Raw genomic sequence first — 26,022 nt, 5'->3', positions numbered from 1 at the left:
ACACTCGTGGCGGCCGTGTACCCGAGGAACGGATGAACCGGTGAGGAATCCCGACGCCATCGCGTGATCCGCGCTGATCGTCGACGCCCGCCGTACGGCCGGAGCATCGCGCAGCGCATCCCGCGCTGATCCGTCGATGCTCGCCTGTTTTCGAGCCCTCATCGAGGCATACCCATGCCGGGGTCAGCGCATTCGTGCACCCAACCCCCGGAGGCTTCGTTGACCGCATTGACTTTCGACCATCTCTCCTTCACCTGGCCGGACGGCTCCGTCGCACTCGACGAGCTGTCCGGAGCGTTCAGCGCTGGCCGCACCGGCCTGATCGGCCGCAACGGCTCCGGCAAGACCACGCTGTTGCGCCTCGCGGTCGGCGAACTGACGCCCACCTCCGGCCAGATCAGCGCTACCGGCACGGTGGCGTACCTGCCGCAGCACCTCACACTGGACACCGGCACCCGCGTCGCCGAATTGCTCGGCGTGGCGACACCACTCGATGCGGTGCGCGCGATCGAGGCTGGCGACGCGGATCCGGCGCGCTTCGACGAGATCGGCGATAACTGGGATATCGAGGCCAAGGCCCATGCGGCCCTTGCCGAGGCTGGACTTCCACCCGGCACGCTCGAGCGCAGCATCGGCGAGCTGTCGGGTGGCGAAGCGATGCTCGTGGCACTGGCCGGAATCCGGTTGCGCGGCGCCGCCATCACCCTGCTCGATGAGCCGACGAACAACCTCGATCGCGACGCCCGCCAACTGGTCTACCAGATGGTCCGAGCGTGGCGTGGCGCGCTCGTGGTCGTCTCGCACGACGTCGAACTGCTCGAGCTGATGGACAACACCGCCGAGCTGTACGGCAACGAGCTGACGACCATCAGTGGCCCCTACTCGCAGTGGCGCGCCTGGTTGGATGCCGAGCAGGACGCCGCCCGCCAGGCCGAGGTCGACGCGAGGAAGGCCCTCGCGAAAGAGAAACGGCAGCGCATTGAGGCGGAGACCAAGCTGGCCCGGCGCGCCCGCTATGCGAATACCGACTACGAGAACAAGCGGCGCCCGCGTGTGGTCATGAAGCTGCGCGCCAGGGAAGCACAGGTATCCGCTGGGCGGCTGCGCGGCGAAGTGCAGCAGAAGGAGGACGAGGCTCGCCGCCAGCTCGACGCGGCCGAACGGCGGGTGCGCGAGGATCCCTCCGTACGCATCGATCTACCGGATCCTGGCGTGGCAAAATCGCGCCGGATCGCCGAGCTTGGCGACGACTATCGCTCGTGGATCGTGCAGGGCCCCGAGCGGGTTGCGTTGACCGGACCCAACGGCGCGGGCAAAACCCTGCTGCTGCAAGCACTTGCCACAGCACCGGGCCAGCAGCCCGAAGCCGATCCGAGTGCGGCCGTACGCGCGGCATCCACGCTGTACACGGATCGGATCGGGTATCTGCCGCAGCGAATCGACGGACTCGACGAAGCCGCGTCGGTCTTGGAGGTGGTGCGCGCCGCGGCACCCGGTACCCCGGATAGCGAGCTGACCAATCGGCTGGCTCGTTTCCTGCTCCGGGGCGATACCGCACACCGGCCGGTCAGCTCGCTGTCCGGCGGTGAACGTTTCCGGGTGGCGCTGGCGCGACTGCTGCTGGCCGATCCGCCGCCACAGCTGTTGGTCCTCGACGAGCCGACGAACAACCTCGATCTGGACACGGTTGACCAGCTACTCGACGCGCTGCGCGCCTACCGGGGCGCCGTCCTGGTGGTGAGCCACGACGAGGCGTTCCTCCGCAGCTTCGCGCCCGACCTGGTACTCGAGTTGCGTGACGGTGCCCTCACGGAACGGCCCACCGGGTGAACCGCCGCCTCACTCGCTGGCGACCGGTACCGGCGGCGCCTCCGTCAGGCGTAGCGCCGCCACCAGTGAGGCGTACAGCTCGTCGGTCGCCAGTAGCTCGTGATGGGTACCCATCGCCCTGACCCGCCCCTCGTCGAGCACCACGATCGTGTCCGCATCTACCACTGTGGACAGTCGATGGGCGATGGTGACCACGGCGCCCTTACTTGCCCGATCCCGGATGCAGTCGTGGATGGCGCCTTCGGTAAGCGCATCGACCTGTGCCGTTGCCTCGTCGAGCAGCAGCACCTGCGGGGTCCGCAGGATCGCCCTCGCCAGCGCGATCCGCTGGCGCTGCCCACCGGAGAGCGAGGTCGAGGACAACGGGGTGTCCAGCCCCTCGTCCAGCTCCGCGATCTTGTCGGTGAGCCGGACCTCCTCGAGCACGGCGCGTAGCTCGGCTTCGGTCGCATCCGGGTGGGTGAACAACAGGTTCTCCCGGATCGTGCCCGGAACCGTGGGCGATTCCTGCTCCACATAGGCCAGTGCGGACCTGATCTCGTTGTGCGTATGCGCGAGATACGGTTCGCCGTTCAGCCGCAGGCTGCCCTGTTGCGGCTCGAGAAACCGCAGGATCAGCGAGAACATCGTCGTCTTACCCGCCCCGGACGGCCCCACGATCGCGGTATGTCCACGCCGGGGGATCGCCAGGTCGACCTCCGCCAGTGCCGGGGGTAGATCTGGTCCGTACGCCGCGGTTACCCCACTGAACTCGAGCACCGGCCCCGTGTTCGGTGTGGATCCGCGCCCGCCTTGACGAGTCTCGACCAGATCGGTCTCCACATCGATCTCGTTGACCTCCCTGATCCGGCCAGCCGCCGCGATGCCCGACTGCAAACCGGTCACGTTCTCGGTGAGCTCGCTGATCGGCTCCATCAAACCGAACGCGTACAGCAGGAAGGCGATCAGCGCGGACACCTCGAGGTGTCCTTGGCTCACCCGCCAAGCGCCGAGCCCCAGAATCACGATGATCGCCAGCTGGAGACCGGAGCCGGCGATCGTCCAGCTCACCGCCTCCTGGCGCACTGCCCGCACCCCGTACTCGGCGGATTGCCGTGCGTCGGCAAGGATGCGATCGGACTGCCGCTGCTCGGCACGGCTCACCTTCACGGTGCGCACCGCGCGCAGGGCGGTTTCCAGCATGCCGCCAAGGCGTCCGACGTGTTCCTGCGCGCGCTCCTGCGCCTTGGCGATCGCCGGCATGAGCATCCCGAACAGCACACCCACGAGCGCGATCGCGATCGCCGTGGTACCAAGCAGCACCAGGTCGAGCACGCCCATCAAGATCAGCGAGCCGATCAGCATGACGGCGCCGTTGATCAGCCCGATGATGCTCGACGAGGCAGCCTCGCGGAGCAGCACGGTATCCGAGGTGACCCTGGTGACGAACTCGCCGCTGGGCCGGCCGGTCACCGCATGCACCTTCGCCCGGAACAGCCGCCGCACCATGGATTCACGGGCATCCAGCACCACCCGTTCGCCGAGCGAACCGAGCAGGACCCACTGCCAGAGCCCGACGACCGCGCCCACCACCAGCAATACGACGAGCATCCAGATCGGACCGGCAAGTGACGTCGATGCGGCCAGCGCGTCCAACACCCATTTGGTGACCATCGGCGTGGCCAGGCCCATCGCGGAGGTAACCAGCGCGAGTGCGAGCCCGAGGAGCAGCTTGCCCCAGTGCGGCCGCGCGAGCGACCACAAGATGGACAGCCGGCTTGGTTGAGCCTGATCTCTTGTCGGAACGTTCATGGTTCTCAATGGAACACTGATGTTCCAGATTTGTCCAATCGGTTTCTTAATAGGTCGTCTGTTATCCTCAACTTCGTGAGTCAGCCCAGCTCAGCGCCGGCCACGTCCGGCCCACGAGCCCGCACCCGGCGCGCCATCCTGGACGCCGCGGTCAGCACGCTCTCCAAGGACGTCTCGGCATCACTCGGCGAGATCGCCAAAGTCGCCGGCGTCGGGCGGACGACCATGCACCGCTACTTCCCGGAACGCTCGGACCTGCTCATCGCACTGACCGCCGATGCGGACGAGCATGTGAACGCCGCCTACGAACGGGCACGGCTGGCCGATGGCCCGGCATCGGCCGCACTGAGCCGGTTGTGCCAGGAACTGTTCGAACTCGGCGAGACGCTGCAGCTGCTGTTCAACAATCCGCAGCTGCTTACCGGCACACCGTGGGAAAACGATTCGGAGTCCGACCCCGAGCTGGTACAGCTCTTCGAGCGAGGGCGGGCGGACGGCACGCTGGACCCCGAGCTGGACGTCGACTGGGCACAGCAGGTGTTCTGGGCACTACTCTACGCCGCCTGGATGCACGCGCTGGATTCCTGCGTGCCGAAACACACCGTACTCAACCAGTGCCTGCGTACCCTGACCAAGACCTTCGGCAACGCCGACCAGGGCAGCTGAGCCGTCAGTTCTGCGGTAGCTCCTCGGCGAGCATCACGATGATGCCGCTCGGGCCTCGAACATAGCTGAGCTTGTACACATCCGCGTAGTTCGCTACGCCGCGAAGCGGGTAGCAGCCGTGCTTCGCGGCTATCTCGAGGGCATCGTCGATACTGTCGACGGAAAACGCGACGCGGTGCATGCCAATCTCGTTGGGCCGGGTGGGCTCCGACTCGATCGCTTCCGGGTGGATGTACTCGAAAAGCTCCAGCCGGCCGTGCCCGTCTGGCGTCTGGAGCATCGCGATCTTGGCATGGTTGCCATCGAGGCCAACGGCGGTGTCTGTCCACTCGCCACTGACCGTGTCCCTACCGATAACGGTGAGACCAAGATCGGTGAAAAACGAGATCGTTGCTTCGATATCCCGGACGGCGATGCCGACGTTCTCGAGTTTGATGGCCATGCATCGCATACTAGCGAGCCGATATACCGACAGCCGCTGTTCAGCCTCAACATCACCCAGGCCGGCGCGCTGTGACCGCAGGATTCTCAAAGAGCGCGGTCACAGCGCGCTACTGGGGCACTAGTGGCGCTGTGCCACTACCCCACTCAGCTCGTTCGGCGCCTGGTCCAACTGCACCGACTCGGTCTGCTCGCCCGATTCCAGGTTCACCGCGTGCAGTTCACGCTTGCTCGGGTCGGTCACATAGGCGGTAGCACCCCGCACGAAGATCGCTGGGCGCGCTTCCTGCCACTCCAACGGCTCTTCCCACTCATCCAACACCGGAATGGTGTCGGTGACCTCCGCGCTGCGCGGGTCGATCACGTGAATGGCGCCGTCCGTACCGAGCACCAGTGCCTCGCCTTCGGGCCCACGAGCAAGCGATCGGAACGTGTAGCTCGTGCCTAGCTCCACCAGCTGCAGCGAGTTCCGCTCAGTGTCGACAAGCGACACCTTGGTCGGGCGCTCCAGCTCGGCGTCCTCATCCTGCTTGTAGTCGCCGAGCACGATCGGCGAGCTGTCCGTCCCGGCTTGGTTTCCGATCCGGCCGTAATCGTCGGGGCTGTCGATCTTGTTGAACTCGCCGTCCCGGTAGACCAGTACGCCGTCCTCGCAGCCGATCACGATCGCTTCGCCCTCGGCGGTCGCCTCCCCGTGCACCCCGGGGCACTGCTCATTGCGCGCGATCTCTTCGCGGTTCTCGTCCAGGACGATCGCGCCCGGCCGCTCTTCCTCGTTGCCAATGGTGACCAGCATTTCGCCGTTCGCCAGCTCAACCGCTACCCCGTGGTGCGGCTCCTCGGCCTCGTAGGTTTCGGTCTCCGGCTCCCCTTCGCCAAGCTGGTCGGAGGCAAAGCTGGTCACCTCGCCAGTGCCGTCGGCGAACAGCACGGTACGGCCGGCATGGCGGACGACGTGGCCGGGTTCGGCCCCGGTGAACTGGACATCGGTGAGTTCACCGCCGGTCGCGTCCAGTACTTGAAAAGCATCCGGTGTGGACACCATGACGTGCTGGTTATCGCCAGCCGGATTGATCCGGTTGAACCCGTCCAGCTCGATATCCGCTTTCACCTCGAGCGTGTTGCCGTCGTGTACGTAGATCCCGCCGTCATAGGTGGTGACCAGCGGGTCCGCGATCTGTTTCCCGGATTGCTCCGCCTGCTCCGATTCGCCCGTACCACAGGCGCTCAGTGCGATCACTGATGTGGCCACTATGGATAGTCCGGCTAGGTTTCTTGACCGGGGACTACTTCGCATTGTCTTCGTATCCTTCCCGTTGCGACACTTCAGTTCCGGCTTAGCCCATCCGCGATCGTCGTGGTGTTCACCCGCATCATGTCCAGATAGGTTGACGCGGAGCCTTCAGGACCGGTCAACGACTCGGAGTAGAGCGAGAGCACTCGAACCTCGAGTCCGGCTTGCTCGGCGAGCACCTTGGCCAGCCGATCAGGCTGTGAGGAGTCGGCGAAGATGGCTGCCACCCCGGCCTTGCGGATGGTTCCGGCCAGCTCACTCAGGTCCGAGGCACTTGGCGAGGCCAGCGTGGTCCCGCTCGGCAGTACGGCACCAAGTACCTCGAACTCGTAGCGTTGCGCGAGATAACCGAACACATGGTGGTTGGTGACGAGCTTGCGGTCCTGCTCCGGGATAGCGGCGAACTGATCCGCCATCCAGCCGTCCAACTCCTCGACTTCGGCAAGGTAGGCCCGCGCGTTGGCGCGCGTGGTCTCCTCGTCCACGCCATCTACTTCGGACACAACCTGGTCGGCAATGAGCTCGACCGCGGTATGCACCCTGCGCGGATCGGTCCAGAAATGCGGGTCCGGCTCGCCAGCAGACTCATTGTCCCGATAGCTGATCGGATCGACCTGGTCACCGACGGCAAGAGTCGGCACTCCCGACTCCTCGGCCGCGTCGACGTTGCGCTGCACGCCTTCCTCGAGGCCAAGTCCGTTATGGACTACCAGGTCGGCCTGCTCCAACTGCGCGGCCTCCTGCGCGGAGATAGCGAACGAGTGCGGATCCGCATTGGGTTTCATCAGCACCGTCACCGGAACCTGGTCACCGACGACAGCCTCGGTCAGGTCACCGAGAATATTGGTCGTCACCACGACGCCGCCCTCACCCGATGCCGAGCCGGAACCCGCGCAACCGGCGATCGTGAGCAGCAGCGCAACTCCGAGTACACCTAGCTTCGCCCTCATCTGCCAGTCTCCACCAGGTAGGAAGGTTTGATGTCCAGATCGAAAGTGCGGGCTACTCGCAACTCATCGGTGTAATCGATCTCGTAGACCTTGCTGCCGGCGGCGTCATTGACATAGGCACGGCTGGTATCAACCTGAATCGTCGGCGAAGCACCATCCGGAACCCCTTCACTGAGCAGTTCCCTACTCGCGGTTTGCTCACCGGTCGCCGGATCATAGGCGTGCAGTACCCCGTCCGAGGTCAGCGCCAGTAGCGGGCCGCCCGCACCTACCGCGTTCACCGCGACCACCTGACGTTCCGCCACAAAGGTCCACTCGCGCTCCGTGGTATTCAGCGCCCAGAAACCCCGGCCACCCGCGGTGGCGGCAAGCGTTTCACTGCCGGGGCGTTGCGCGAACTCGGCTGCCCGCTCGGTAGCGGAAACCGAGCGGGGATAGGGGATCTTGGTTGCCGCGAACCGCTCGTCCTCCTCGTGCACAAGCAGGGCGCCGTCCGCGCAGCCGAGCACCGCGCCCCGCCCGGTCACCGCCGAACCTTTCGGCTCAGCGCAGGACTCGTCGATTTCCGCCGCAGAGCCACCTTTGCGGTCCCGAACCTCGACCTGGTCTTCGCTCGCGACGACCAGATGTTGCGCGTAGGGAACAGCGATCCCGGCGACTGGATCGTCTAATTTGGTCTCGCCGTCGGCAAGCGCTTCGGTGTCAAGCAGCGCCGTCGTACCGTTCGACAGCGGAGTGGCGGTTATCGCCGAGTCCGAATGCGCGGCGATGGTATTGCCATCCAGCTCGCCAGCCTTGCGGATCTCCGCGCGGTAGTAGTGCACGTGATCGCCGTGATCGACCATCCACGATCCGGTATCGACGACGGTGGTCGTATCGCCGGCGGTCAGGAACCCGAAGCGCCCGTCGGTGCTGATCCCACCAACTCCCTGGACGTCGTCGAGTTCGGTGACCTCTTCGGACAACAGGTCAAGTACCCGAACCGCACCGCTTTCCGCGTCGGCGAGCAGTAGTTTGGACTGGGCCTCCGCGGTTTCTTCCGCACCTTCCACGTATCCGTGCGGGGTGCTCGATGCAGCGGGTTCGGTGGGTTCCGTACCGCCGCCACATGCGGTGAGCAGTCCCGCGGTGACGGCCAGTACGGCGACTTTGCTACGCGAAAGCACGATGCTCCTCTGCGGATTTGTTCCGGCGAATTCGATCTCGTCCGCGCGCGGCCGCTGCGGATACGAAGAACAGCAGGACCGCGACGGCGGCGATGGTTGCCCCGGCGGCGGTGCCCCAGTACCAGGACACGAGCAGCCCAGCTCCGGTCGAGAGGCAACCGAGCAGCGCGGCGCCGAGCATGATCAGCGGGATGCGACCAACCCAGCACATCGCGGCGGCCGGTGGCGCGATCAGTAGACCGAACACCAGCAGCGTGCCGACGACGTGGAACGACGCCACGATCGCCAGGGTCAACAAGCACAGTAGCGCGGCATGCGCGAGCCTCGGGCGCAATCCGAGCGTGCTCGCGGTGCGCGAGTCAAAGCTCAGCGCGACGAATGCTCGGTAGCCAATTACGGAGATCAGCGCGGCAATCCCGAGTGCGACCGCGAGCTGGGTCAGGTCCTGCTGCTGGACCGCGAGCACATCGCCGAACAGGAAGCCCGTGAGATCCACCGCGAACGACTGAGCGTGCGACACGATGATCACGCCGACCGCAAGCATGCCAACGAAAAGCAGGCCGATCGCGGTGTCCTGGGAGAACTGCCGGGAACGGCCGAGTGCGGTCACCCCGAGCGCCATCACGCCGGCACTGATAGCCGCACCAACCAGCAGGTTTCCGCCTGCGAGCGAAGCGATCGCGACGCCGGGCAGCATGCCGTGCGACATCGCTTCGCCGAGAAAGGCCATTCCGCGCAGCACCACCCAGGTGCCGGCGAGCGCGCAGATCAGGGACACCAGGATCCCGCCCCATAGCGCTCGCTGCACGAAGGAAATCTCGAACGGAGCGATCAACCATTGCACGCCGAGCTACGCTATAGTGAAAATGAATGTCGTTACAAGGAGAGCTATGGCACAACCAGATCCGGTAACGGTCACCGGACTATCCGCGGGCTATCCCGGACGGACGGTGCTACATGAGGTGACCGCGCGATTTCCGGCGGCAAGCGTTACCGCGATCGTCGGACCGAACGGCTCTGGAAAGTCGACCTTGCTCAGCACCGTTGCTGGCGTGCTGAGTCCTACCGAGGGCACCGTGCGGTTACCGAGCGGAACTCGCCCCGCCCTTGTGGTCCAGCGCAGCGAGGTCTCTGATCGGTTGCCGATCACCGTGCGTGAGACGGTGACGATGGGACGCTGGGCGGCTCGCGGATTGATCCGCAGACTGTCCAATAAGGATCGTCAGGTGGTCGCGGATTGTCTGCGACAGCTCGGGATCACCGAACTCGCAAGGCGACGGCTCAGTACGCTGTCCGGCGGTCAACGGCAACGGGCGCTTGTGGCGCAGGGGCTCGCCCAGAATTCGGCCGTGCTGTTGCTTGACGAGCCGACCGCTGGGCTCGACCTCGCGGCCAAGGAGGCGATCACGGCCGCGCTGAACACGGCAGCGGCGGCCGGCGCCACCGTGGTGCAAGTGACGCACGAGCTCACCGACGCCGCGAACGCGGATCACTGCGTACTGCTTTCCGAGGGCCGGGTGCTCGACACCGGAGCGCCCTCGGCGGTGCTTACCGAGGACGCCCTACGCACCGCCTGGGGTCTGTGCACTCAACCGAGTTCCGGCCGGCTGCATGGGAAGTAGCTGGTTCAGCACGTCCTGCAGGGTGATCAGGCCAAGCAGCTCGTTATCGGTGTCCGAGTAGACCAGCGCGAGGTGGTTGCGCCGCCTGCGCATGGTCTGCAGTGCGGTGTGCAACGGCGTGCTCGCCGGCAGGTTCAGCGCCGGCTGCAACAGCGCCGCGGCGGTGACCTCGGGCGCCTGGGTGAGGCTGTCCCGCACGTGCACCACACCTACCGGCTGCTCGCCATCCAGCACCACCAAGCGCAGGTGCCCGCTATCCCGCGAGGCTGCCTGGATGCGCTCGACGGTATCCGCCGGGCTGACCGAGGCCAGCTCCTGGCGCGGCTGCGTGATGTCCCGAACCGGACGGGAATGCAGGTCCAGCGCGGTGGTCAGCTGTTGGTGCCGCTGCGCGTCGAGCGTGCCGGCCTTTGTCGAATGCTCGAGCAGATGCCGCAGGTCGTCCGGGTTCCGGCCGGAGGTCAGCTCGTCAACCGGCTGCACGCCGATGCGGTGCAAACACCAGTTGGCCATCCCGTTCAGCGCCACCAGCAGTGGCCTGGTCAACCACATGAACATCCGCATCGGGATGGCGAGCAGCTGAGCGGATTTCTCCGGATGCGCGATCGCCCACGACTTCGGGGCCATCTCACCAACCACCAGGTGCAGGAAGGTCACGATCAACAGCGAGAGCACGAAGGCAACCACCGTAGAGGTGGCTGCCGGCAGCCCAGTGTCCTCGAGCACCGGGGTAAGCATGTGGTGCACGGCCGGCTTGGTGATCGCACCAATAGCCAGGGTGCACAAGGTGATCCCCAGCTGGGAGCCGGCGAGCAGCATCGACACATCCCGCGCGCTCTTCAGCGCCGCCCGTGCGGACAGACTGGTTTCCGCCGCCTCGGCAAGGCGATGGCGGCGCGCGGCAACCAGCGCGAACTCGATCGCGACGAAGAACGCGCTGAGCCCGATAATCACCGCGGAGATCACCAGTGCGACCCAGGTGTCCATCCCGGTCATCCGGACACCTCCTCGCTGGCTGGGTCGACCTCTGGCACATCCTCGACGGTCAGCCGGACGGTCGCCGGCACATGTCGGTCGATGCTGCGCACCTCGGCGATCACCTGCTTACGCGGCTCTTCCTCATCGGCCGCCGTCTGCGGGACATCCACGCGGACCACGTCCCCCGGCTCCGGCAGGCGCTGTAACGTGGCGGTGATCAGGCCGCCGATCGTCTCGTAATCGCCCGTCGGCAGCTCGTGATCGAGCAGCCGCTCGGCTTCGTCGATATGAATGGTTCCGGACACCAGCCAGCCGCCGTTGCCATCCCTGCGCGCGAGGTCCTGGCCCTGTGGATCATGTTCGTCGCTGATCTCCCCGACGAGTTCCTCGGCGATGTCCTCGCCGGTGATCACGCCGGCAAGGCCGCCGTACTCATCCACCACACAGGCCAGCTGCTGGCCTGCCTCGCCGAGGCGTTCGACGACGGTGGGCAGTGGCAGCGAGGTGGGCACCATCACCGCTGGCCGGACCAGTTCCCTAACCGAACGAGTGCGCTGGGCTTCCTCGTCCAATCGCAACACATCGCGCAGGCTGAGCGTCCCGATCACGTCGTCCACATCGGTACCAAGTACCGGAAGCAGCGAATAGCTCGAAGCCATCAGCTCCACGGCGCGACTCACCGGCGCATCGCCAGGAATCGTGGTTACCTTGGTACGCGGGATCATCGCGTGGTCGGCCGTTCGCTCGTGGAAGTCGAGCACCCGGTCGAGCATTGTGGACATTTCCGCGGGCAGGTCACCGTGTTCCTTGGACTCCGCGACAATATGCTCCAGATCGCGCGGCGTGGCGGCATGCTCGACGTCGTGCACCGGTTCGATGCGCAACACCTTGAGCAGCAGAATCGCCGCCTGGTCGAACAGCCAGATCAGCCAGCCGAACAGGCCAAGGTACAGATTGGTGGACCAGGCGAGCCGCCGCGCGACCGGCTCCGGCCGTGCGATTGCCAGGTTCTTCGGGAACAGCTCGCCGAAGACCATCTGTACCACTGTGGACAGCAGCAGGGCGAAAGCGATGCCAATGGCGATGCCAACCCCCTGCGGGACCCCGACGCCACCGAGCAGCACGCTGATCCCGTCGCCGATCAGTGGCTCGGCAACGTAACCGACAAGCAATCCGGTAACCGTGATGCCCAGCTGGGCTCCGGAAAGCATGAACGAGGTGCGGCTGGTCACCCGGAGCGCGCGCCGGGCACTGGTGTCACCCGCTGAGGAAAGGGATTTCAGGCGGGACCGGTCCACCGCCATGTAGCCGAACTCCTGCGCTACGAAGTAGCCGGTCAGCACACTGAGTAAGACGATCACCAGCACGCCGAGCAGGATCGTGAGCAAGGTCATCACTGGCCACACCCCACGCTCTCCGCGAGGCGGGCGCTACGGGACAACCCGCAGGGTAAACAGGGGTCGGCGTCGGTATCTGGGTTGCAGCACCCATCCGCGTGGGCGCTGCCGGTACTTCGAGACGGGTCCATGATCCTCTCGTTGGGACGCTCGGCCGAATGTCGTACATCTATCACGAACGAGCCGGGGTGAAAAGTTCCCGACTGGGTGCGACGCACTATTGTGAGCTTAACCGGTCCAGTCTCGACTGCGGAAACTCGAGTGGCCCTGCGCACGTTAGAGACCGGGCGGCTGGACCACTGTCTACTCGCTCCCCCTTCCAGGCCAGCTATGTGGAAGGTGGACCGAAATGGACAGGCGCGGCTTCGCGCTGGGAATCGTGCTGCTCGCGGCGGCACTTGAACTGCTCGACGGAACCATCGTCAACGTCGTGTTACCCGCTATTCAACGAGAGTTCGGCACGAGCACCGGGATGCTCGGCTGGATCGCGTCCAGCTACACGCTCGCGCTCGGCGCCGGCTTGACTATCGGCGGCCGGCTCGGCGACACCTACGGGCCACGCCGGATGCTGGCGATCGGCACCGCTGGGTTCATCGCCGCAGCGCTAGTATGCAGCCTCGCCCCGAACACGCTGACCCTACTGATCGCACGGATCACCCAGGGTGGCGCGGCGGCGCTGGCGGTTCCGCAGACGCTTGCCCTTATTCAGCTGATGTATCCCCCGGCAGAACGCGGCCGGCCGCTGAGCCTGTTTGCCACGGTGACCGGGGTGGCTACGGTGGGTGGACTGTTTGTCGGGGGCGCGCTCACCGAACTCAACATCATGGGACTCGGCTGGCGCACGGTGTTTCTGCTGAATCTGCCCATCGGCGCGGTGATCCTGTGTGGACTGCACTGGCTGCCGGATCGACGCGCGGGCGGGCGAGCGAGTCTCGACCTGCCCGGGATGGCCATGCTTTCCAGCGGGCTACTGCTGTTGATGTTCCCGCTACTACACGGCAGCGAGAACGATTGGCCTGGCTGGGTGGCCCCGCTGCCGGTGGCGGCGCTGGTCGCGCTGGCCTGCTTCGCCGTCCGGCAACACCGTCGCGGTAAGCGAGGGTACGGCGTACTGGTGGACACCACGCTGTTCAGCTATCCGAGTTTCACTGGTGCGGTACTGATCAGCGCGCTGGTTTATGCGGCCGTGTTCGGGTTGTTCTTTACCATGCCGCTGTTCCTGCAGCGTAGTCTCGGCTTCGGCCCGTTGGCCGCGGGACTGACCATCCTGCCGTGGTCGCTTGGTATCCCGCTCGCCTCGATACCGGCGGCACGGTGGTTGGTGCCCCGGTTCGGTCGGCGGATACTGGTCATCGGATTGCTGACGCTCGGCACGGGCATGGCGATATTCGGCTGCTTGGTGCGATTCGCCGGCACCGCACCAAGCGGCTGGCAGTTCCTGCCCGGCCTGCTTGTCTCCGGCTGCGGGATGGGCATGGTCGTGGCCACCGTGTTGCACCTCGGCCTCGCCGAGGTACCGGCGCGGCTGGCCGGGACCGCCTCGGGTGTGCTCAACAACGTGCAGCAGCTGGCCGGGGCACTGGGTGTGGCCGCGGCTGCCGCCGGCTACGCCGGTATGCAGCAGGCGACCGGGTTTGCCAGTGCGTTCCAGGCGGTAATCCTCGGCATGCTCGCCGTGCTACTGGTAACCGCGCTACCCGTCCAGCTGCTGCCGGCACGGCGCCCGCGACCTCGCTAACCTGAAAGAACGCGGTCACAGAGCGCACAAGCGCTCCGCCGTCCCCTCGGGGTCGGCGAAGTAGAAGTTGTGGCCGCCGGACACCTCGATGGGAGCTGTCCCGAGGCGTTCGGCGGCCGCCCGCGCCATCCATTCCTTGGTCAACGTACGGTCCGCGGTGGGCAGCAGGTAGGTGGACGGCAACCGGGCCGGATCGATCGTCGGCGCCTCGGCATACACAGTGGACAGATCACAGCCAGCCACCGTCGACAAGGCAGCACGCAGGGTGGCCAGATCAGCGTCATGGAACAGGAAGTATGTAGCTAGCACCGGGTCACTGGTCGGATCCACACCAAGCCATTCCGCGTGGAACATCGCGGTGGGATCCTGCCGCAGCTCGTCGAGAAGGCTACGACCACCGGCAAAATCAGCGACCGCCGCGGCCAGCCATACTTGGTGCCGAGCTGCCAGCCGCTTCGCGGTCGCGGGGAGCACCAAACCGGCAGCGGAATGCGCGGCCACCACCGGGCTGTCCAGGTCCGCGGGCAACTGTGCGGCCAGCAGTTCCGCGTACTCGGCGGCACTGTTCGCTCCCGCGGACGGGATATCGACGGTGCACGCACGACGCCCGCGCGCCGCCAGCGCGGCTACCAGTGGTTCGAATCCAGCAGCGGACTGCGTGGTGCCGTGTACGAGCACGATATCGCCTGAGCCAGTGGACATTACCGGAGTCCTTTCGTTCAACGGCTTCTTGACAGTTGTTAATCAGTTGATTAGCGTTCCCGTGCATCAGCTAATCACTTGATTAACAATCGTTGTCGCAGTTCGCACCCTCGGGTATCCGAATGGAGTTGCCATGCCAACGAACCAGTACGCGCAGACCGTACTCGGCCCCGTGCCCGCCGACCAGCTCGGTCATACCCAGACTCACGAACATCTGCTCAGTGACCTTTCCCGTCCGCTCACCGCCGAAGCAACCGCCACGGAACGCAAACGCGACAACGAGTTGATCCGGCTGGACAACTACTACGAGATCCGCCGGTACCATTCCGCGGAGGATCTTCGGCTACACGATGTGCAGGACGCCGTGGACGAGCTACTGCCCTACCGCGCGAAGAGCGGCGGCGCCGTCGTCGAGGCGAGCAGTATCGGGCTCGGCCGTGATCCGCTTGGCATGGCGGAGATCGCCAAGCGCACCGGGGTGCATATCGTGATGGGTTGCGGTTATTACTGCCGCGCCTACCATCCACCCGAACTGGACGAGGCTAGCGAAGCCGAGGTAACCGCGCGGATCGTGCGCGATGTACAGGAAGGTGTCGACGAAACCGGGATTCGCGCGGGAATCATCGGCGAGATCGGGCTCAGCTGGCCGGTTCATCCGGTCGAGCAAAAAGTGCTGCGCGCGGCGATCGCGGCGCAGCGCGAGACCGGCGCGGCGCTACTGATCCATCCAGGACGTGGCGAGCCCGCACCGCTCGATGCCATGCGCACCGTGGAATCCCTTGGCGGACAGGCAGATCGTGTGATCATGAGCCATATCGACCGGACCCTTTTCGACACCAGGTCGATCCGTGAACTCGCCGCGACCGGTTGCTATGTCGAGTTCGACCTGTTCGGCCAGGAGTCGAGTTACTACCCGTTCGCGCCGATCGATATGCCGAATGATGCGACCAGAGTGGACTACATCGCGGATCTGATCTCCGCCGGATACCTCAACAAAGTACTGATCGCACAGGACATCTGCAGCAAGACGCATATGCGCAAGTACGGCGGTGAAGGCTACACGCACATCCTCGACAATGTGCTCCCGTTGATGCGGCGCAAGGGGTTCACCGAGGAGCAGATCCACGCGATCACCGTGGACAGTCCAGCGCATGTGCTGCCGATGCCGTTATGAGCACCGAACCCACGCAAGTAACCGGAAGTCCGAAGGGCGCGGGCGAGCAGGCAAAGGCGCGCCGCAGGGTGCTGACCGCCGGCGGTGTCGGCACTTTCGTGGAGTTCTACGATTTCGCCATCTATGGCTACTGCGCGCCGGTCATCGCCGCACAGTTCTTCCCTGGCACGAATCAGGTGGCGGCGCTGCTGTCGACCTTCGCGGTGTACGGCATTGCCTTCGTGATCCGCCCGCTCGGCGGGGTGCTGTTCGGCGCACTCGGCGACCGGATCGGCCGGCGCGGTGTGCTCTCCGCGGTCCTGCTGCTCATCGGTATCGCGACCGCGACGATCGGGCTGCTGCCCACCTATCACCAGATCGGCCTGTTCGCACCCCTGCTACTGGTGCTCTGCCGGCTGCTCCAGGGCCTTTCCGCCGGCGGGGAGGCGATTGGCGCGACCTCGTTCGTCTACGAGCATGCACCAGCTGGCCGGCGGGGCATGTGGGTAACCATCGTGATCGCGATGTCGGCGCTGCCTTCGGTGGTGGCGGCGCTGTTCGTATTCGGGCTCACCAGCGGGCTTTCCGAGGACGCGTTCAACTCATGGGGCTGGCGGATACCCTTCCTGGTCGCGCTGCCCATGTCGTTGATCGGCTTGTACATCCGGATGCGCACCGAGGAGAGCCCGGAGTTCGAGCAGGTACGCACCGAGAAGCAGATCACCACCACCCCGGTGCGCGACTCGTTCCGGCAGCACCTCGGTTCGATGGTGTTCGTGTTCTGCTTCGCCGCGCTGTCCGCGCTCGGCTTCTACTTCCTGATTGGCTATCTGGCGACGTATCTGGACGTGGTGGCCGGGCTCAGCAGGGAACACGCACTGCTGTCCAATTCGGTCGCGCTGCTGGTGTTCACCTTCCTGCTGCCGGTATGCGGGCGGATCTCGGATTCGGTTGGTCGCAAACGGATGCTGCTGGCTGGTGCGGCTATGGTCGCGATCTGTGGTGTGCCGGCGTTCTTGTTGATCGGCGCGGGCGGCCTGCTCCCGGCGATCCTCGGGCAGGTCCTCCTCGCCGCGGCGCTGTGCGTTTTCGGTGGTGGGAGTTACCCCAGCTTCGTCGAGATGTTCCCCACCGCTACCCGGTTCACCGGCGCGGCGATCAGCTACAACATCGGCTACGCGGCACTCGGTGGCACCGCCCCGTTCGTGGGTACCTATCTGGTTTCGGTTTCCGGTAACGATCTCGCGCCGAGTTTCTACCTTGCCGTAGTGGCGGCCGCGGTATTCCTGGTCGCGCTGCGCATGCGCGTCAAACCAGTTCACTAGCAGGAAAGTGAGGATGAATGGAGATCATCGACGCGCGGGTGCGGCTTCCGCAGGAACTCTGGGGAAAGCCTGACTACGATCTCCCCGCACTGCAACGCGAGCAGTACGACCGGGTACTCGGACTCACCGACAAGGTTCGCGCGGGAACGGTAAACGCCTTGCTTGCCGATCTGGACGCGGCAGGGGTCGATCGCGCGGTACTGCACGCGGAGTACGAATCGGACGCGGATGCCGACCAGCTCAGCGCGGCGGTGGCTGGGGTTGTCGCGGACTATCCGGATCGTTTCACTGGCGTTGGCACGATCACCATGCCACCTGCCCGGCCCGGCCACGCGGCCAAGCAGGTGGCCGCGGCCGCCGAGCTCGGTCTGGTCGGAGTTAACCTACAGCCCGCGTTCTTCGGGCTGGATATCGATGACCGCGCGCTCTATCCCACCTACGCGAGGGCTGAAGAACTCGGCATGATCGTCGCGGTGCACACCGGCATCACTTACTCGCGCGCGCATCCGCTCCGGCATGAACGGCCGGAGTTGCTCGACCAGGTAGCGTGCGATTTTCCCGAGCTACGACTGGTCGCCTGCCACGCCGGCTGGCCGTGGGCCACCGAGTACGCGGCCGTCGCCCGCCGGCATCCCACGGTATATCTCGAATTTGGTGGGCTGGCGCCTAAGTACGTTGGCCGTTCCGGTACGGGCTGGGATGTGCTTTTTGGCTACCTGCACAATCTGCTTCGTGACCAGGTGCTCTTCGCCACCGATTGGCCGGTGCTCGGGCATGGCCGAGTGCTCGATGAATGGCGCTCGCTCGATCTCCCGGAACAGGTGCTCGGCAAGTTACTCGGCGGCAACGCCCGCAGCCTGTTCGGGCTCGGTGCAGCGGCCACGCGATGACGACGGCGACGAAACAGGCGGCCAACCTGCCGGAGCTGGTCGAGTACGCGGCCCAGAACTGGCCGCAGCGGGTGGCGATGCACTTCGACCCGGAAGGCACGGTGATCACCTTCGCCGAGCTTGCCGGAGCGGTCCGCGGTGCCGCCGCTGGACTGCGGGAACTCGGTATCGGACCGGGCGATCGGGTTGCCCTACTACTGCCCAATGTGGTCGAGTTCCCGATCGCCTGGCTCGCAACGACAAGGCTCGGTGCGGCGATGGTCCCGGTGAACGTTTACCTCGGCGAGTCGGACCTGCGCAGCCTGCTGGTGGACGCACGCCCCTCGGCGATCATCGTGAGCACCGAAAGCGCCGGCAAGCTCGCGCCGCTGCTTGCTGAGCTCGGCCAGCCGCAGGTGGTCCTGGTCGGCGCCGGCGAGCAGGACGAGGTGTCCGGGACACGCTGGGAACGATTGACGAGCGCGAGCGGCCAACCGGAGCGTCGGGTTTTCCCTGAGGCCGTGGCGAATATTCAGTACACCTCGGGCAGTACCGGTACCCCGAAGGGCTGCCTGCTTTCGCATGCGTACTGGATGGAGCTCGCGCAGGTGCTGATCGATCACGGACCGCGCCTTACCGGAGCGGATGTGCTGCTCACCGCGCAGCCTTTCTACTATATGGATCCACAGTGGAATCTGGTTGGCGCGCTGCATACCGGGGCCAAACTCGTAGTGCTGGATCGGTTCCACCCCCGCAGCTTCTGGGAGTCGGTACGCCGGCATCGGGTCACCTTTTTCTACTGCCTTGGCGTGATGCCCACCCTGCTGTTGAAAACGGAGCCGTCTGGCCAGGAACGCGACAATCTGGTGCGCTACATTGCCTGCTCCGCGCTACCCACCGATCGGCATCGAGAGCTGGAGGAACGGTTTGGCGCGCCGTGGCACGAGCTCTACGGCAGCACCGAACTGGGACTGGTCACCATGGTGGAGCCGGCCGAACACGACGCGACCGTCGGCACTGGCGCGCTTGGCCGGCCGATGCCGAACCTCGAGGTGCGCATTGTGGACGATTCGGGGCAACCGGTTCCCCGTGGTTCGGTGGGTAATCTGCTGGTGCGCGGTGCCAGGGTGACCTACGGCTACTTCGGCGACGATGCGGCGACCGAGGCGGCGTTTCGCGGTGGCTGGTACGACACGGGTGATCTGGTCCACCAGGACGAAGCTGACCTGCTGTATTTCCATGGTCGGACAAAGGACATCATCCGACGCAGCGGGGAGAACATTGCCGCGGTACAACTGGAGTCGGTGCTCGAGCAGCACGCCGAGGTTGCGCTCGCGGCATGCGTACCGGTGCCCGATGAGCTACGCGGGGAGGAGATCCAGGCCTTCGTAGTTGCTCGCGGCAGCAGGCCGGCAGCGGAGCTGGTGCCCGAGCTGATCGAGTTCGCGCAGCGGAACCTGGCCTATTTCAAGGTTCCCCGCTACTGGGTGCTCCGCGATCGGCTGCCGCTCACCGCATCGGAGAAGATCGCGAAGAAGGAACTGCGGGAAGCAGCGGCGGGGCGGCAGGATCCCGGCTACGACCGGGTCAGCCAGTTGTGGTTCGGCTGATCGGTTCGCAGGACAGCGGTTTCATCTCCACATAGGAACCGATGCTGGCCGCGCTGCTGCGCTGGCAGCCGGCCAGGCCGAAGGCGAGCCGGACGAACACCTCCTGCAGCTCGGCGAGGCCGAGCGCGCCGTCCGGTCGGTACCAGTTGGCCACCCCGTTGCACATCTCGAGCAGGGCGAGTCGTGCGACGCGAGGGTCGGGGACGTCGAAAACGCATTCGGCGATCCCGGCGTCCAGCACGGTTCGCCAGTGCGCCTCGTAATCGTCGCGCAGGCTCATCGCAGCCCGCTGGTTATCCTCGGACAGCGCGCGGACCTCCCTGTCCACAACCAGGGCGGTCTGCGGGCTGGTCGCTTGCAGCGCGACGTGGGTGCGGACGAGTTGGGCAAGCTGGCTGGCCGGCTCGGGCTGGTCGGTTACGGCCTCGGCGGCCAGCCTGGACAGTTCGGTGAGGCTGATCCGCATCACCGCGATCAAGAGTTCTTCTTTGCTGGTGGCGTAGTGGTACAGCGCGCCGGAGGTTACCCCAGCGTTGCGGGCGATATCCCGGATTCCGGTGGCCGCGAATCCCCGATCCGCGAAGGCCCGCACGCTGGCCTGCTGGATGGTTGCCAGGTCCACGGTCGGATCACTCCACGCTGCATCGGGTCCGAGCACCGCTGGCGGCAGTGCTACGCGCGGTCGGGCGCGTACTGCCATTATGCCGCTTCGCCGCCGACGGCCCGGCTACCCTGCGATTTTTCGGCGCCCAACGCCGCATTGCTATCGTGTTTTCGTGACGACCGGAGCGATAGCCGACGAGGTGGCGGCGCGGGAACCGATGGGCAAAGCGCCGCAGCCGCGCCACCTGATCGTAACCGTTTACGGCCTTTACGCGCGGGAGTCGGACGGCTGGCTTTCGGTCGCCGCACTGGTCAGCCTGCTCGCCGATCTCGAGGTGGACGAGCCAGCGGTGCGCTCCTCGATCTCGCGGCTCAAGCGCAGGGGCATCCTGGTGGCCAGTAAACGCGGCGGCGCCGCGGGCTACGAGCTATCCGCCGAAGCACGCGAGATTCTCCGCGAGGGTGATGAGCGGATCTTCGGCGGCCAGCGCGCGGCCCTTTCCGACGGCTGGGTACTCGCCACGTTCTCGGTGCCGGAGTCCGACCGGCACAAACGGCATGTACTACGCAGCCAGCTGACCAAACTCGGTTTCGGAAACACCGCGCCGGGCGTGTGGATCGCACCAGCGCATCTGCGCGCGGCGACGATCAGCATGCTCGAACGATACGAGCTCAGCGGGTACGCGGACGTGTTTCACGCCGAGCACAAGGCTTTCGGCGCGCTGCCGGACAAGGTCGCCCAGTGGTGGGACCTCGAGCAACTGGCCACGCTCTACGAGGAATTCCTCCAGGTGTATGTACCGGTGCAACGGCGCTGGCGGCGGCGCCGGACACCCAAGGCACAAGAGGCATTCGCCGACTATGTACGGGCACTCACCGACTGGCGACGACTGCCGTACCTGGACCCTGGTCTACCCGCCGAGCTGCTGCCACGGGACTGGGTTGGCATGCGGGCGACCGAGCTGTTCTTCGCCTTGCGAGAGGATCTAGCTGAGCACGCGCACGCACATGTGACCGAACTGGTTTCCGGCCAGGCGGGCTGAGACGCCACCGTTTCGCGGGCTAACCGTGGTCAGTCATCTAGCGGCAGCGCGGCGGTGCCCTGCACCTCGACCAGCGCCTCGGTATCCCACAGCCGGCTTACGCCGATCCCCGCCGTTGCCGGGTAATGCGCACCGATAAGCCTGCGCCATACCGCGCCGATTTCCTTCGCATGCCGCTGGTAATCCGGTATGTCCACGATGTAGATCGTCAGTTGCACCAGATGAGCCGGCTGCCCACCCGCCGCGCGTAACGCGGTAAGCAGGTTGCCCAGCGCCTGCTCAAACTGCGCGACCACCCCGCCCGCGACGATCGCGCCGGCCGGGTCCATTCCGGTCTGGCCAGCGAGGTAGACCTGCCGCGCGTCCCGCACGGACACCGCGTGCGAGAACCCCGATGGCTTCGCGAGTTCCGCCGGATTGATCGGCTCGATGGTCATGACTGGCACGCCCCTCCGTCCACATTGATGCCCTGCCCGGTCATCGCCGGATTCCGTACACAGGCCAGCACCGCCTCGGCAACCTCGTCGGGTGTGATCAACCGGCGGATCGGGTGCATTCGCTCCAGAGCTTCTCGCGCCTGCTGCGCGCTACGCCCGGTGCTCGCACTGATCCCGGCGATGGTGTCCGCGGTCAGCTGGGTGTCCACATACCCCGGGCAGACCGCGTTCACCGTCACCCCGCTACGCGCGAGCTCGGTCGCCGCCGAACGCACCAGCCCGAGCACCCCATGCTTGCTCGCCGTATAGGCACTGACATACGGATCGCCACGTTTCGCCGCCATCGACGCGATCACCACGATCCGACCCCAACCCCGCTCGGCCATCACCGGAGCCGCGCGTTTCAGAAACTGAAACGGCGCGGTGAGGTTCACCGCAAGCGTCCGTTCCCATTCGGCATCCGTGGTTCGCGCCAGCGGCGCGGAACTGGCCACCCCAGCGGCAAGCACAAGTACCTCAACCGCGCCCCAACGGCGTTCCACCGCATCGAGCGTGGTCTCGGCCGCACCAGGCTGGGTCACGTCTCCGGGCACGGCGAGCCCCAGTTCAGCGCGCCCCAGTTCAGCCAGTTCGCCTTCGACCGCGCCCAGCGCGGCACGCTCCCTGGCATTGATCGCCACCCGATGCCCTTCGGCGGCTAGCGCGAGCGCGACGCTTCGGCCTATTCCCCTGCTCGCGCCGGTCACCAGGCACGTTCGGCTGGTCGTCATAGCCACGTATATTACGTCTCATTGACGGTCGTATCAAACACGACATAAAATTGACGACTGAGAGCCAAGCCGACCGAGGAGGTTCCCGTGCGTATCGCCGTTATCGGCGGCGGTCCGGCCGGCCTGTATTTCGCCGCGCTGGCCAAACAGCTGCAACCACGCGATGAGATCACCGTGTGGGAACGCAACGCGCCAACGGACACCTTCGGCTTCGGTGTGGTGTTCTCGGACGAGACTCTTGGCGGAATCGAGCACGCCGACCCGGCGGTATACCAAGCGATGGCGGCGGAATTCGCCTGCTGGGACGATATTGACGTGCACTACCGGGGTGCCACTTTCACCTCCGGCGGACACGGCTTCGCGGCGATCAGCCGCAAACGACTGCTCGCGATCCTGCGCCAACGCTGCGCCGAACTCGGCGTGCACACCAGCTTCCGCACCGAGGCGCCCGCGCTGGACCAGCTCACCACCGATTACGACCTGGTTGTCGCCTGCGACGGGGCAAACTCGGTGATACGTAAACAACTCAGCGGGGTATTACAGCCGAGCACCGATACCCGCAACTGTCGTTACATCTGGCTGGGCACCGACCGGGTGTTCGACGCGTTCAAGTTCTATATCGCGGAAACCCCGTACGGGATCATGCAGATCCACGGCTACCCGTACAGCGCGGAGGCCAGCACCTTCATCGTCGAGATGACCGAGGATGTGTGGCGCCGCGCGGGTTTCGATGCGCTCAGTCCGGCCGAGCTACCCCCCGGAGTCAGCGATGAGCAATCGATCGCGCGGATCAGGGAACTGTTCAGCGATGTACTTGGCGGGCACCAGGTGTTCGCCAACAACTCGAAATGGCTCAGCTTCAACACGGTGCGCTGCGCGAACTGGCGAGCGGAAAACGTCGTACTACTCGGCGATGCCGCGCATACCGCGCACTTCTCCATCGGCTCGGGCACGAAACTGGCCATGGAGGACGCGCTTGCCCTTGCCGCCGGCCTGCGCGAGCAGGAAACCGTCGCGGATGCGCTACGCGAGTACGAGCAGGAACGCCGACCAGTGGTCGAATCCACCCAGCGAGCCGCGCAGGCTAGCCTCGAATGGTTCGAGAATATCGCGCAGTACGCCGATCAGGAGCCAACCCAGTTCGCCTTCAACCTGCTCACCCGCAGCCGCAGGGTTACCTACGACAATCTGCGATTGCGGGACCCCGAGTTCGTCGCGGACACCGATACCTGGTTCAGCGACCGCCAACAATCCTCCACCGCGGAATGCCCACCCATGTTCCACCCGTTCTGGCTCGGCGAGCTGGCACTAACCAACCGGATCGTCGTCTCCGCAATGGATATGTACTCCGCACAGGACGGGGTTCCCGGCGACTTTCACCTGGTGCATCTTGGCAGCAAAGCGCTCGGCGGGGCCGGACTGGTGATGACGGAGATGGTCTGCGTATCCGCACAGGGCAGGATCACTCCTGGCTGCACCGGGCTGTACACCGCGGAACAGGAAGAATCCTGGCGGCGCGTGGTCGACTTCGTACATACCAACAGCGCGGCGAAGATCGGTGTCCAACTGGGACACTCTGGCCGCAAGGGCTCGACCAAACTGATGTGGGAGGGCATCGACGAGCCGCTGCCGGAGGGCAACTGGGACGTGGTCGCACCCTCCGCGATTCGCTACGGTGCGGACAACCAGCTACCGCGTGAGCTCAGCATCGCCGAGCTTGCCGGGATCAAGGACGAGTTCGTCTCCTGCGCGGCCGCCGCCGCCCGAGCGGGGTTCGATGTGCTCGAGTTGCACTGCGCCCACGGATATCTGCTCTCCTCGTTCATCTCGCCACTGACCAACAAACGCACCGACAAGTACGGGGGATCGCTGGGCGCCAGGCTGCGGTTCCCACTCGAAGTACTTGACGCGATCCGCGAAGTCTGGCCGGCGGACCGGCCGATCACCGTGCGCATTTCCGCGACCGACTGGTATTCCGGGGGGATCGATGTCGATGACGCCGTTGAGGTCGCACGAGCCTTTGCCGAACACGGCGTCGCCGGTATCGACGTATCAACCGGCCAGGTGGTCAAGGAAGAGCGGCCAGCCTTCGGCCGCAGCTACCAGACCCCGTACGCGGACCGGATCCGCAACGAGATCGGCCGCAAGTACGGTGTCGCGGTAATCGCCGTGGGCGCGATCTCGTCCTATGACGACGTAAACTCGCTGATCCTCGCCGGGCGTGCCGATCTCTGCGCCATCGGCCGCACGCATCTGTACGACCCACAGTGGACGCTGCATGCCGCGGCCGAGCAGGGCTATACGGGAGACGGTGCCCGCTGGCCGAAGCCGTTCGCGGCGGGCAGCAGAAGACCACAGGCAGGTCGCTCCGATGCGGCGCGGCCCCGGCTGGAACTGGTCCGCGAGGGAGCGCAGGCAACCGCACACGCTCGTTGGCTACCGCAACGGAAAGGAACGGCAGGTGCCTAGATTCGCACTGACCGAGCAGGAGCGGGAGTACTTCACCTGGGTACAACAGCTCGCAGCCACCCAGCTACGCCCGCTGGCGGAAAGTGCCACGGCCGGCACGGTGAATCGCGCGCTGCTCAAGGAAATGGGTCAGCAGGGGTTACTCGCCCGGCTGTACACAAAGGACACGGAGGGCGCGCCGGCCACCGATGCCGCCGCACTGGATCTCTGCCTGCTGCGCGAGGCGCTGGCCACCAAGTGCACCGAGGCGGAGACCGCGCTCGCGCTACAGGGCTTGGGCAGCTATCCGGTGCTACAGGCCGGTTCCCCGGAACAGGTGCAGCGCTGGATCCCGGCAGTGGCCGCCGGTGAGGCGGTAGCGGCGTTCGCGCTGACCGAACCGGAGGCCGGTTCGGACGCGGCGGCGCTTGGTCTGGCGGCTGAGCCGGACGGTGCCGGTTGGCGGCTGACCGGCGAGAAGATCTGGATCTCCAACGCGCCCGAGGCGGATTTCTACACGGTGTTCGCGCGGACGACCCGCGATGCGGGTGCGAAGGGGGTCAGCGCCTTCCTGGTGCCAGCCGACCGGCCAGGGCTTTCCGGTAACCACCTGGACATGCTCAGTCCACATCCGATCGGCAGGCTGGTGTTCGACGGAGTTCCGGTGCACCGCGCTGACCTACTCGGCGAGCTGGACCGCGGGTTCCGGGTCGCGATGCGCACGCTGGACCTGTTCCGGCCGAGCGTCGGTGCGTTCGCGGTCGGCATGGCTCAGGCCGCACTGGATGCCGCGGTCGCGCATACCGCCGAGCGCACGGCTTTCGGCGCGCCACTGCAGGATCAGCAAACGGTGGCGCACACGCTGGCGGACATGGCCACCCGTACCGAAGCCGCTCGGTTGCTGGTCTACGCCGCGGCGGCGGCCTACGACGCCGGCGAGCCAGGGGTGGGCACCCGCGCCGCGATGGCCAAACTGACCGCGACGGAAACGGCGCAGTACGTCGTCGACCAGGCGGTGCAGCTACACGGTGCGCGGGCGCTGCAACGCGGACATCTGCTCGAGCACCTGTACCGCGAGGTACGCGCACCCCGGATCTACGAGGGCGCCTCGGCCATCCAGCGCACCATCATCGCCCGCTCGCTGCAATCCACCTGACCGCAAGATCCCTAAAGGTTGCGGTCAGACGGG

At 65.8% G+C, this 26,022-nt stretch carries 23 protein-coding genes; 11 read left to right on the top strand and 12 right to left on the bottom strand.

Features of this window, described 5'->3' with window-relative positions; all coding sequences use genetic code 11:
• The first annotated feature begins 219 nt into the window (after positions 1-219).
• Positions 220-1,830, top strand: coding sequence for an ABC-F family ATP-binding cassette domain-containing protein (locus EV191_RS11760; RefSeq protein WP_207894501.1), 1,611 nt, complete (start codon positions 220-222; stop codon positions 1,828-1,830).
• Between the two features lie 9 nt (positions 1,831-1,839).
• Here the strand turns inward: EV191_RS11760 and EV191_RS11755 are convergent, their stop codons facing one another.
• Positions 1,840-3,621, bottom strand: a complete 1,782-nt coding sequence (locus tag EV191_RS11755; protein WP_243658897.1) for an ABC transporter ATP-binding protein — start codon at positions 3,619-3,621, stop codon at positions 1,840-1,842.
• A gap of 75 nt (positions 3,622-3,696) precedes the next feature.
• On the opposite strand from EV191_RS11755, the gene EV191_RS11750 reads away from it, so the two are divergent.
• A complete protein-coding gene (locus EV191_RS11750) occupies positions 3,697-4,287 on the top strand; it encodes a TetR/AcrR family transcriptional regulator (protein ID WP_132877003.1) in 591 nt (196 codons plus the stop codon).
• Between the two features lie 4 nt (positions 4,288-4,291).
• On the opposite strand, the gene EV191_RS11745 is transcribed toward EV191_RS11750, so the two are convergent.
• The 5 genes from EV191_RS11745 to aztB all read right to left on the bottom strand — a co-directional run bounded on the left by EV191_RS11745 (position 4,292) and on the right by aztB (position 8,982).
• A complete protein-coding gene (locus EV191_RS11745; RefSeq protein ID WP_132877002.1) occupies positions 4,292-4,729 on the bottom strand; it encodes a VOC family protein in 438 nt (145 codons plus the stop codon).
• A 120-nt stretch (positions 4,730-4,849) separates the two neighbouring features.
• The gene (aztD, locus tag EV191_RS11740) at positions 4,850-6,025 is read right to left on the bottom strand and encodes a zinc metallochaperone AztD (protein WP_132877001.1); all 1,176 of its coding nucleotides are present in this window, start codon (positions 6,023-6,025) and stop codon (positions 4,850-4,852) included.
• Between the two features lie 29 nt (positions 6,026-6,054).
• Complete coding sequence (gene aztC, locus EV191_RS11735; RefSeq protein WP_132877000.1) at positions 6,055-6,972, bottom strand: zinc ABC transporter substrate-binding protein AztC; 918 nt, start codon at positions 6,970-6,972, stop codon at positions 6,055-6,057.
• Positions 6,969-8,138, bottom strand: a complete 1,170-nt coding sequence (locus tag EV191_RS11730) for a PQQ-like beta-propeller repeat protein (RefSeq protein WP_132876999.1) — start codon at positions 8,136-8,138, stop codon at positions 6,969-6,971. The genes aztC and EV191_RS11730 overlap by 4 nt, the downstream gene beginning before the upstream one ends.
• Positions 8,125-8,982, bottom strand: a complete 858-nt coding sequence (aztB, locus tag EV191_RS11725; protein WP_132876998.1) for a zinc ABC transporter permease AztB — start codon at positions 8,980-8,982, stop codon at positions 8,125-8,127. The genes EV191_RS11730 and aztB overlap by 14 nt, the downstream gene beginning before the upstream one ends.
• A gap of 46 nt (positions 8,983-9,028) precedes the next feature.
• Here aztB and aztA point away from each other — a divergent pair, with 46 nt between their 5' ends.
• Positions 9,029-9,760, top strand: a complete 732-nt coding sequence (aztA, locus tag EV191_RS11720; RefSeq protein WP_132876997.1) for a zinc ABC transporter ATP-binding protein AztA — start codon at positions 9,029-9,031, stop codon at positions 9,758-9,760.
• Here the strand turns inward: aztA and EV191_RS11715 are convergent.
• Positions 9,701-10,756, bottom strand: a complete 1,056-nt coding sequence (locus tag EV191_RS11715; protein ID WP_132876996.1) for a hemolysin family protein — start codon at positions 10,754-10,756, stop codon at positions 9,701-9,703. The genes aztA and EV191_RS11715 overlap by 60 nt on opposite strands.
• Positions 10,753-12,132, bottom strand: coding sequence for a hemolysin family protein (locus tag EV191_RS11710; protein WP_207894500.1), 1,380 nt, complete (start codon positions 12,130-12,132; stop codon positions 10,753-10,755). The genes EV191_RS11715 and EV191_RS11710 overlap by 4 nt, the downstream gene beginning before the upstream one ends.
• A 352-nt stretch (positions 12,133-12,484) precedes the next feature.
• On the opposite strand from EV191_RS11710, the gene EV191_RS11705 reads away from it, so the two are divergent.
• Positions 12,485-13,873: an MFS transporter gene (locus EV191_RS11705; protein ID WP_132876994.1), complete on the top strand. Its 1,389-nt coding sequence runs from the start codon at positions 12,485-12,487 to the stop codon at positions 13,871-13,873.
• A 15-nt stretch (positions 13,874-13,888) separates the two neighbouring features.
• Here EV191_RS11705 and EV191_RS11700 read toward each other — a convergent pair whose 3' ends face one another.
• Positions 13,889-14,575: an alpha/beta hydrolase gene (locus EV191_RS11700; protein WP_132876993.1), complete on the bottom strand. Its 687-nt coding sequence runs from the start codon at positions 14,573-14,575 to the stop codon at positions 13,889-13,891.
• Positions 14,576-14,708: 133 nt separating this feature from the next.
• Between EV191_RS11700 and EV191_RS11695 the strand changes: the two genes are divergently transcribed.
• From EV191_RS11695 to EV191_RS11680, 4 genes are read left to right on the top strand one after another with little or no spacing between them, the layout of a single operon-like run.
• Positions 14,709-15,749, top strand: a complete 1,041-nt coding sequence (locus tag EV191_RS11695; RefSeq protein ID WP_132876992.1) for a phosphotriesterase family protein — start codon at positions 14,709-14,711, stop codon at positions 15,747-15,749.
• Positions 15,746-17,053, top strand: a complete 1,308-nt coding sequence (locus EV191_RS11690; RefSeq protein ID WP_132876991.1) for an MFS transporter — start codon at positions 15,746-15,748, stop codon at positions 17,051-17,053. Before EV191_RS11695 ends, EV191_RS11690 begins: the two co-directional genes overlap by 4 nt.
• A gap of 17 nt (positions 17,054-17,070) precedes the next feature.
• Positions 17,071-17,943, top strand: a complete 873-nt coding sequence (locus EV191_RS11685; RefSeq protein WP_132876990.1) for an amidohydrolase family protein — start codon at positions 17,071-17,073, stop codon at positions 17,941-17,943.
• Positions 17,940-19,532, top strand: a complete 1,593-nt coding sequence (locus EV191_RS11680; RefSeq protein ID WP_132876989.1) for an AMP-binding protein — start codon at positions 17,940-17,942, stop codon at positions 19,530-19,532. Before EV191_RS11685 ends, EV191_RS11680 begins: the two co-directional genes overlap by 4 nt.
• Here EV191_RS11680 and EV191_RS11675 read toward each other — a convergent pair.
• Positions 19,510-20,154: a TetR/AcrR family transcriptional regulator gene (locus tag EV191_RS11675; RefSeq protein WP_165912922.1), complete on the bottom strand. Its 645-nt coding sequence runs from the start codon at positions 20,152-20,154 to the stop codon at positions 19,510-19,512. The two genes, EV191_RS11680 and EV191_RS11675, sit on opposite strands and share 23 nt — an antisense overlap.
• A gap of 154 nt (positions 20,155-20,308) precedes the next feature.
• Here EV191_RS11675 and EV191_RS11670 point away from each other — a divergent pair, with 154 nt between their 5' ends.
• Positions 20,309-21,178: a PaaX family transcriptional regulator gene (locus tag EV191_RS11670; protein WP_481557249.1), complete on the top strand. Its 870-nt coding sequence runs from the start codon at positions 20,309-20,311 to the stop codon at positions 21,176-21,178.
• Positions 21,179-21,207: 29 nt separating this feature from the next.
• Here EV191_RS11670 and EV191_RS11665 read toward each other — a convergent pair whose 3' ends face one another.
• Positions 21,208-21,615 (bottom strand): RidA family protein, encoded by a 408-nt coding sequence (locus EV191_RS11665; RefSeq protein WP_132876987.1) that lies wholly within the window; start codon positions 21,613-21,615, stop codon positions 21,208-21,210.
• Positions 21,612-22,385 carry an SDR family NAD(P)-dependent oxidoreductase gene (locus tag EV191_RS11660; protein ID WP_132876986.1) on the bottom strand — a complete coding sequence of 258 codons (774 nt, stop codon included), beginning with the start codon at positions 22,383-22,385 and terminating at the stop codon, positions 21,612-21,614. Before EV191_RS11660 ends, EV191_RS11665 begins: the two co-directional genes overlap by 4 nt.
• Positions 22,386-22,472: 87 nt before the next feature.
• Here EV191_RS11660 and EV191_RS11655 point away from each other — a divergent pair, with 87 nt between their 5' ends.
• Both EV191_RS11655 and EV191_RS11650 read left to right on the top strand, forming a co-directional pair.
• Complete coding sequence (locus EV191_RS11655) at positions 22,473-24,854, top strand: bifunctional salicylyl-CoA 5-hydroxylase/oxidoreductase (protein WP_132876985.1); 2,382 nt, start codon at positions 22,473-22,475, stop codon at positions 24,852-24,854.
• Positions 24,847-25,989, top strand: coding sequence for an acyl-CoA dehydrogenase family protein (locus EV191_RS11650; protein ID WP_243658896.1), 1,143 nt, complete (start codon positions 24,847-24,849; stop codon positions 25,987-25,989). The genes EV191_RS11655 and EV191_RS11650 overlap by 8 nt, the downstream gene beginning before the upstream one ends.
• Positions 25,990-26,022: the final 33 nt, after the last annotated feature.

Origin of the sequence: Tamaricihabitans halophyticus, from assembly GCF_004340875.1 — a bacterium.
Classification (GTDB): domain Bacteria; phylum Actinomycetota; class Actinomycetes; order Mycobacteriales; family Pseudonocardiaceae; genus Tamaricihabitans; species Tamaricihabitans halophyticus.
Note: the sequence above shows the minus strand (reverse complement) of the source record. Positions and strands in the feature narration are given on the sequence as shown.

Coding starts and splice junctions, on each gene's coding strand:
- EV191_RS11715 (WP_132876996.1), bottom strand. CDS start 10,756: ATGACCGGGATGGACACCTGGGTCGCACTGGTGATCTCCGCGGTGATT.
- EV191_RS11690 (WP_132876991.1), top strand. CDS start 15,746: ATGAGCACCGAACCCACGCAAGTAACCGGAAGTCCGAAGGGCGCGGGC.
- EV191_RS11665 (WP_132876987.1), bottom strand. CDS start 21,615: ATGACCATCGAGCCGATCAATCCGGCGGAACTCGCGAAGCCATCGGGG.
- EV191_RS11755 (WP_243658897.1), bottom strand. CDS start 3,621: ATGAACGTTCCGACAAGAGATCAGGCTCAACCAAGCCGGCTGTCCATC.
- EV191_RS11700 (WP_132876993.1), bottom strand. CDS start 14,575: ATGTCCACTGGCTCAGGCGATATCGTGCTCGTACACGGCACCACGCAG.
- aztC (WP_132877000.1), bottom strand. CDS start 6,972: ATGAGGGCGAAGCTAGGTGTACTCGGAGTTGCGCTGCTGCTCACGATC.
- EV191_RS11710 (WP_207894500.1), bottom strand. CDS start 12,132: ATGACCTTGCTCACGATCCTGCTCGGCGTGCTGGTGATCGTCTTACTC.
- EV191_RS11660 (WP_132876986.1), bottom strand. CDS start 22,385: ATGACGACCAGCCGAACGTGCCTGGTGACCGGCGCGAGCAGGGGAATA.
- EV191_RS11685 (WP_132876990.1), top strand. CDS start 17,071: ATGGAGATCATCGACGCGCGGGTGCGGCTTCCGCAGGAACTCTGGGGA.
- EV191_RS11680 (WP_132876989.1), top strand. CDS start 17,940: ATGACGACGGCGACGAAACAGGCGGCCAACCTGCCGGAGCTGGTCGAG.
- EV191_RS11745 (WP_132877002.1), bottom strand. CDS start 4,729: ATGGCCATCAAACTCGAGAACGTCGGCATCGCCGTCCGGGATATCGAA.
- aztA (WP_132876997.1), top strand. CDS start 9,029: ATGGCACAACCAGATCCGGTAACGGTCACCGGACTATCCGCGGGCTAT.
- EV191_RS11695 (WP_132876992.1), top strand. CDS start 14,709: ATGCCAACGAACCAGTACGCGCAGACCGTACTCGGCCCCGTGCCCGCC.
- aztD (WP_132877001.1), bottom strand. CDS start 6,025: ATGCGAAGTAGTCCCCGGTCAAGAAACCTAGCCGGACTATCCATAGTG.
- EV191_RS11705 (WP_132876994.1), top strand. CDS start 12,485: ATGGACAGGCGCGGCTTCGCGCTGGGAATCGTGCTGCTCGCGGCGGCA.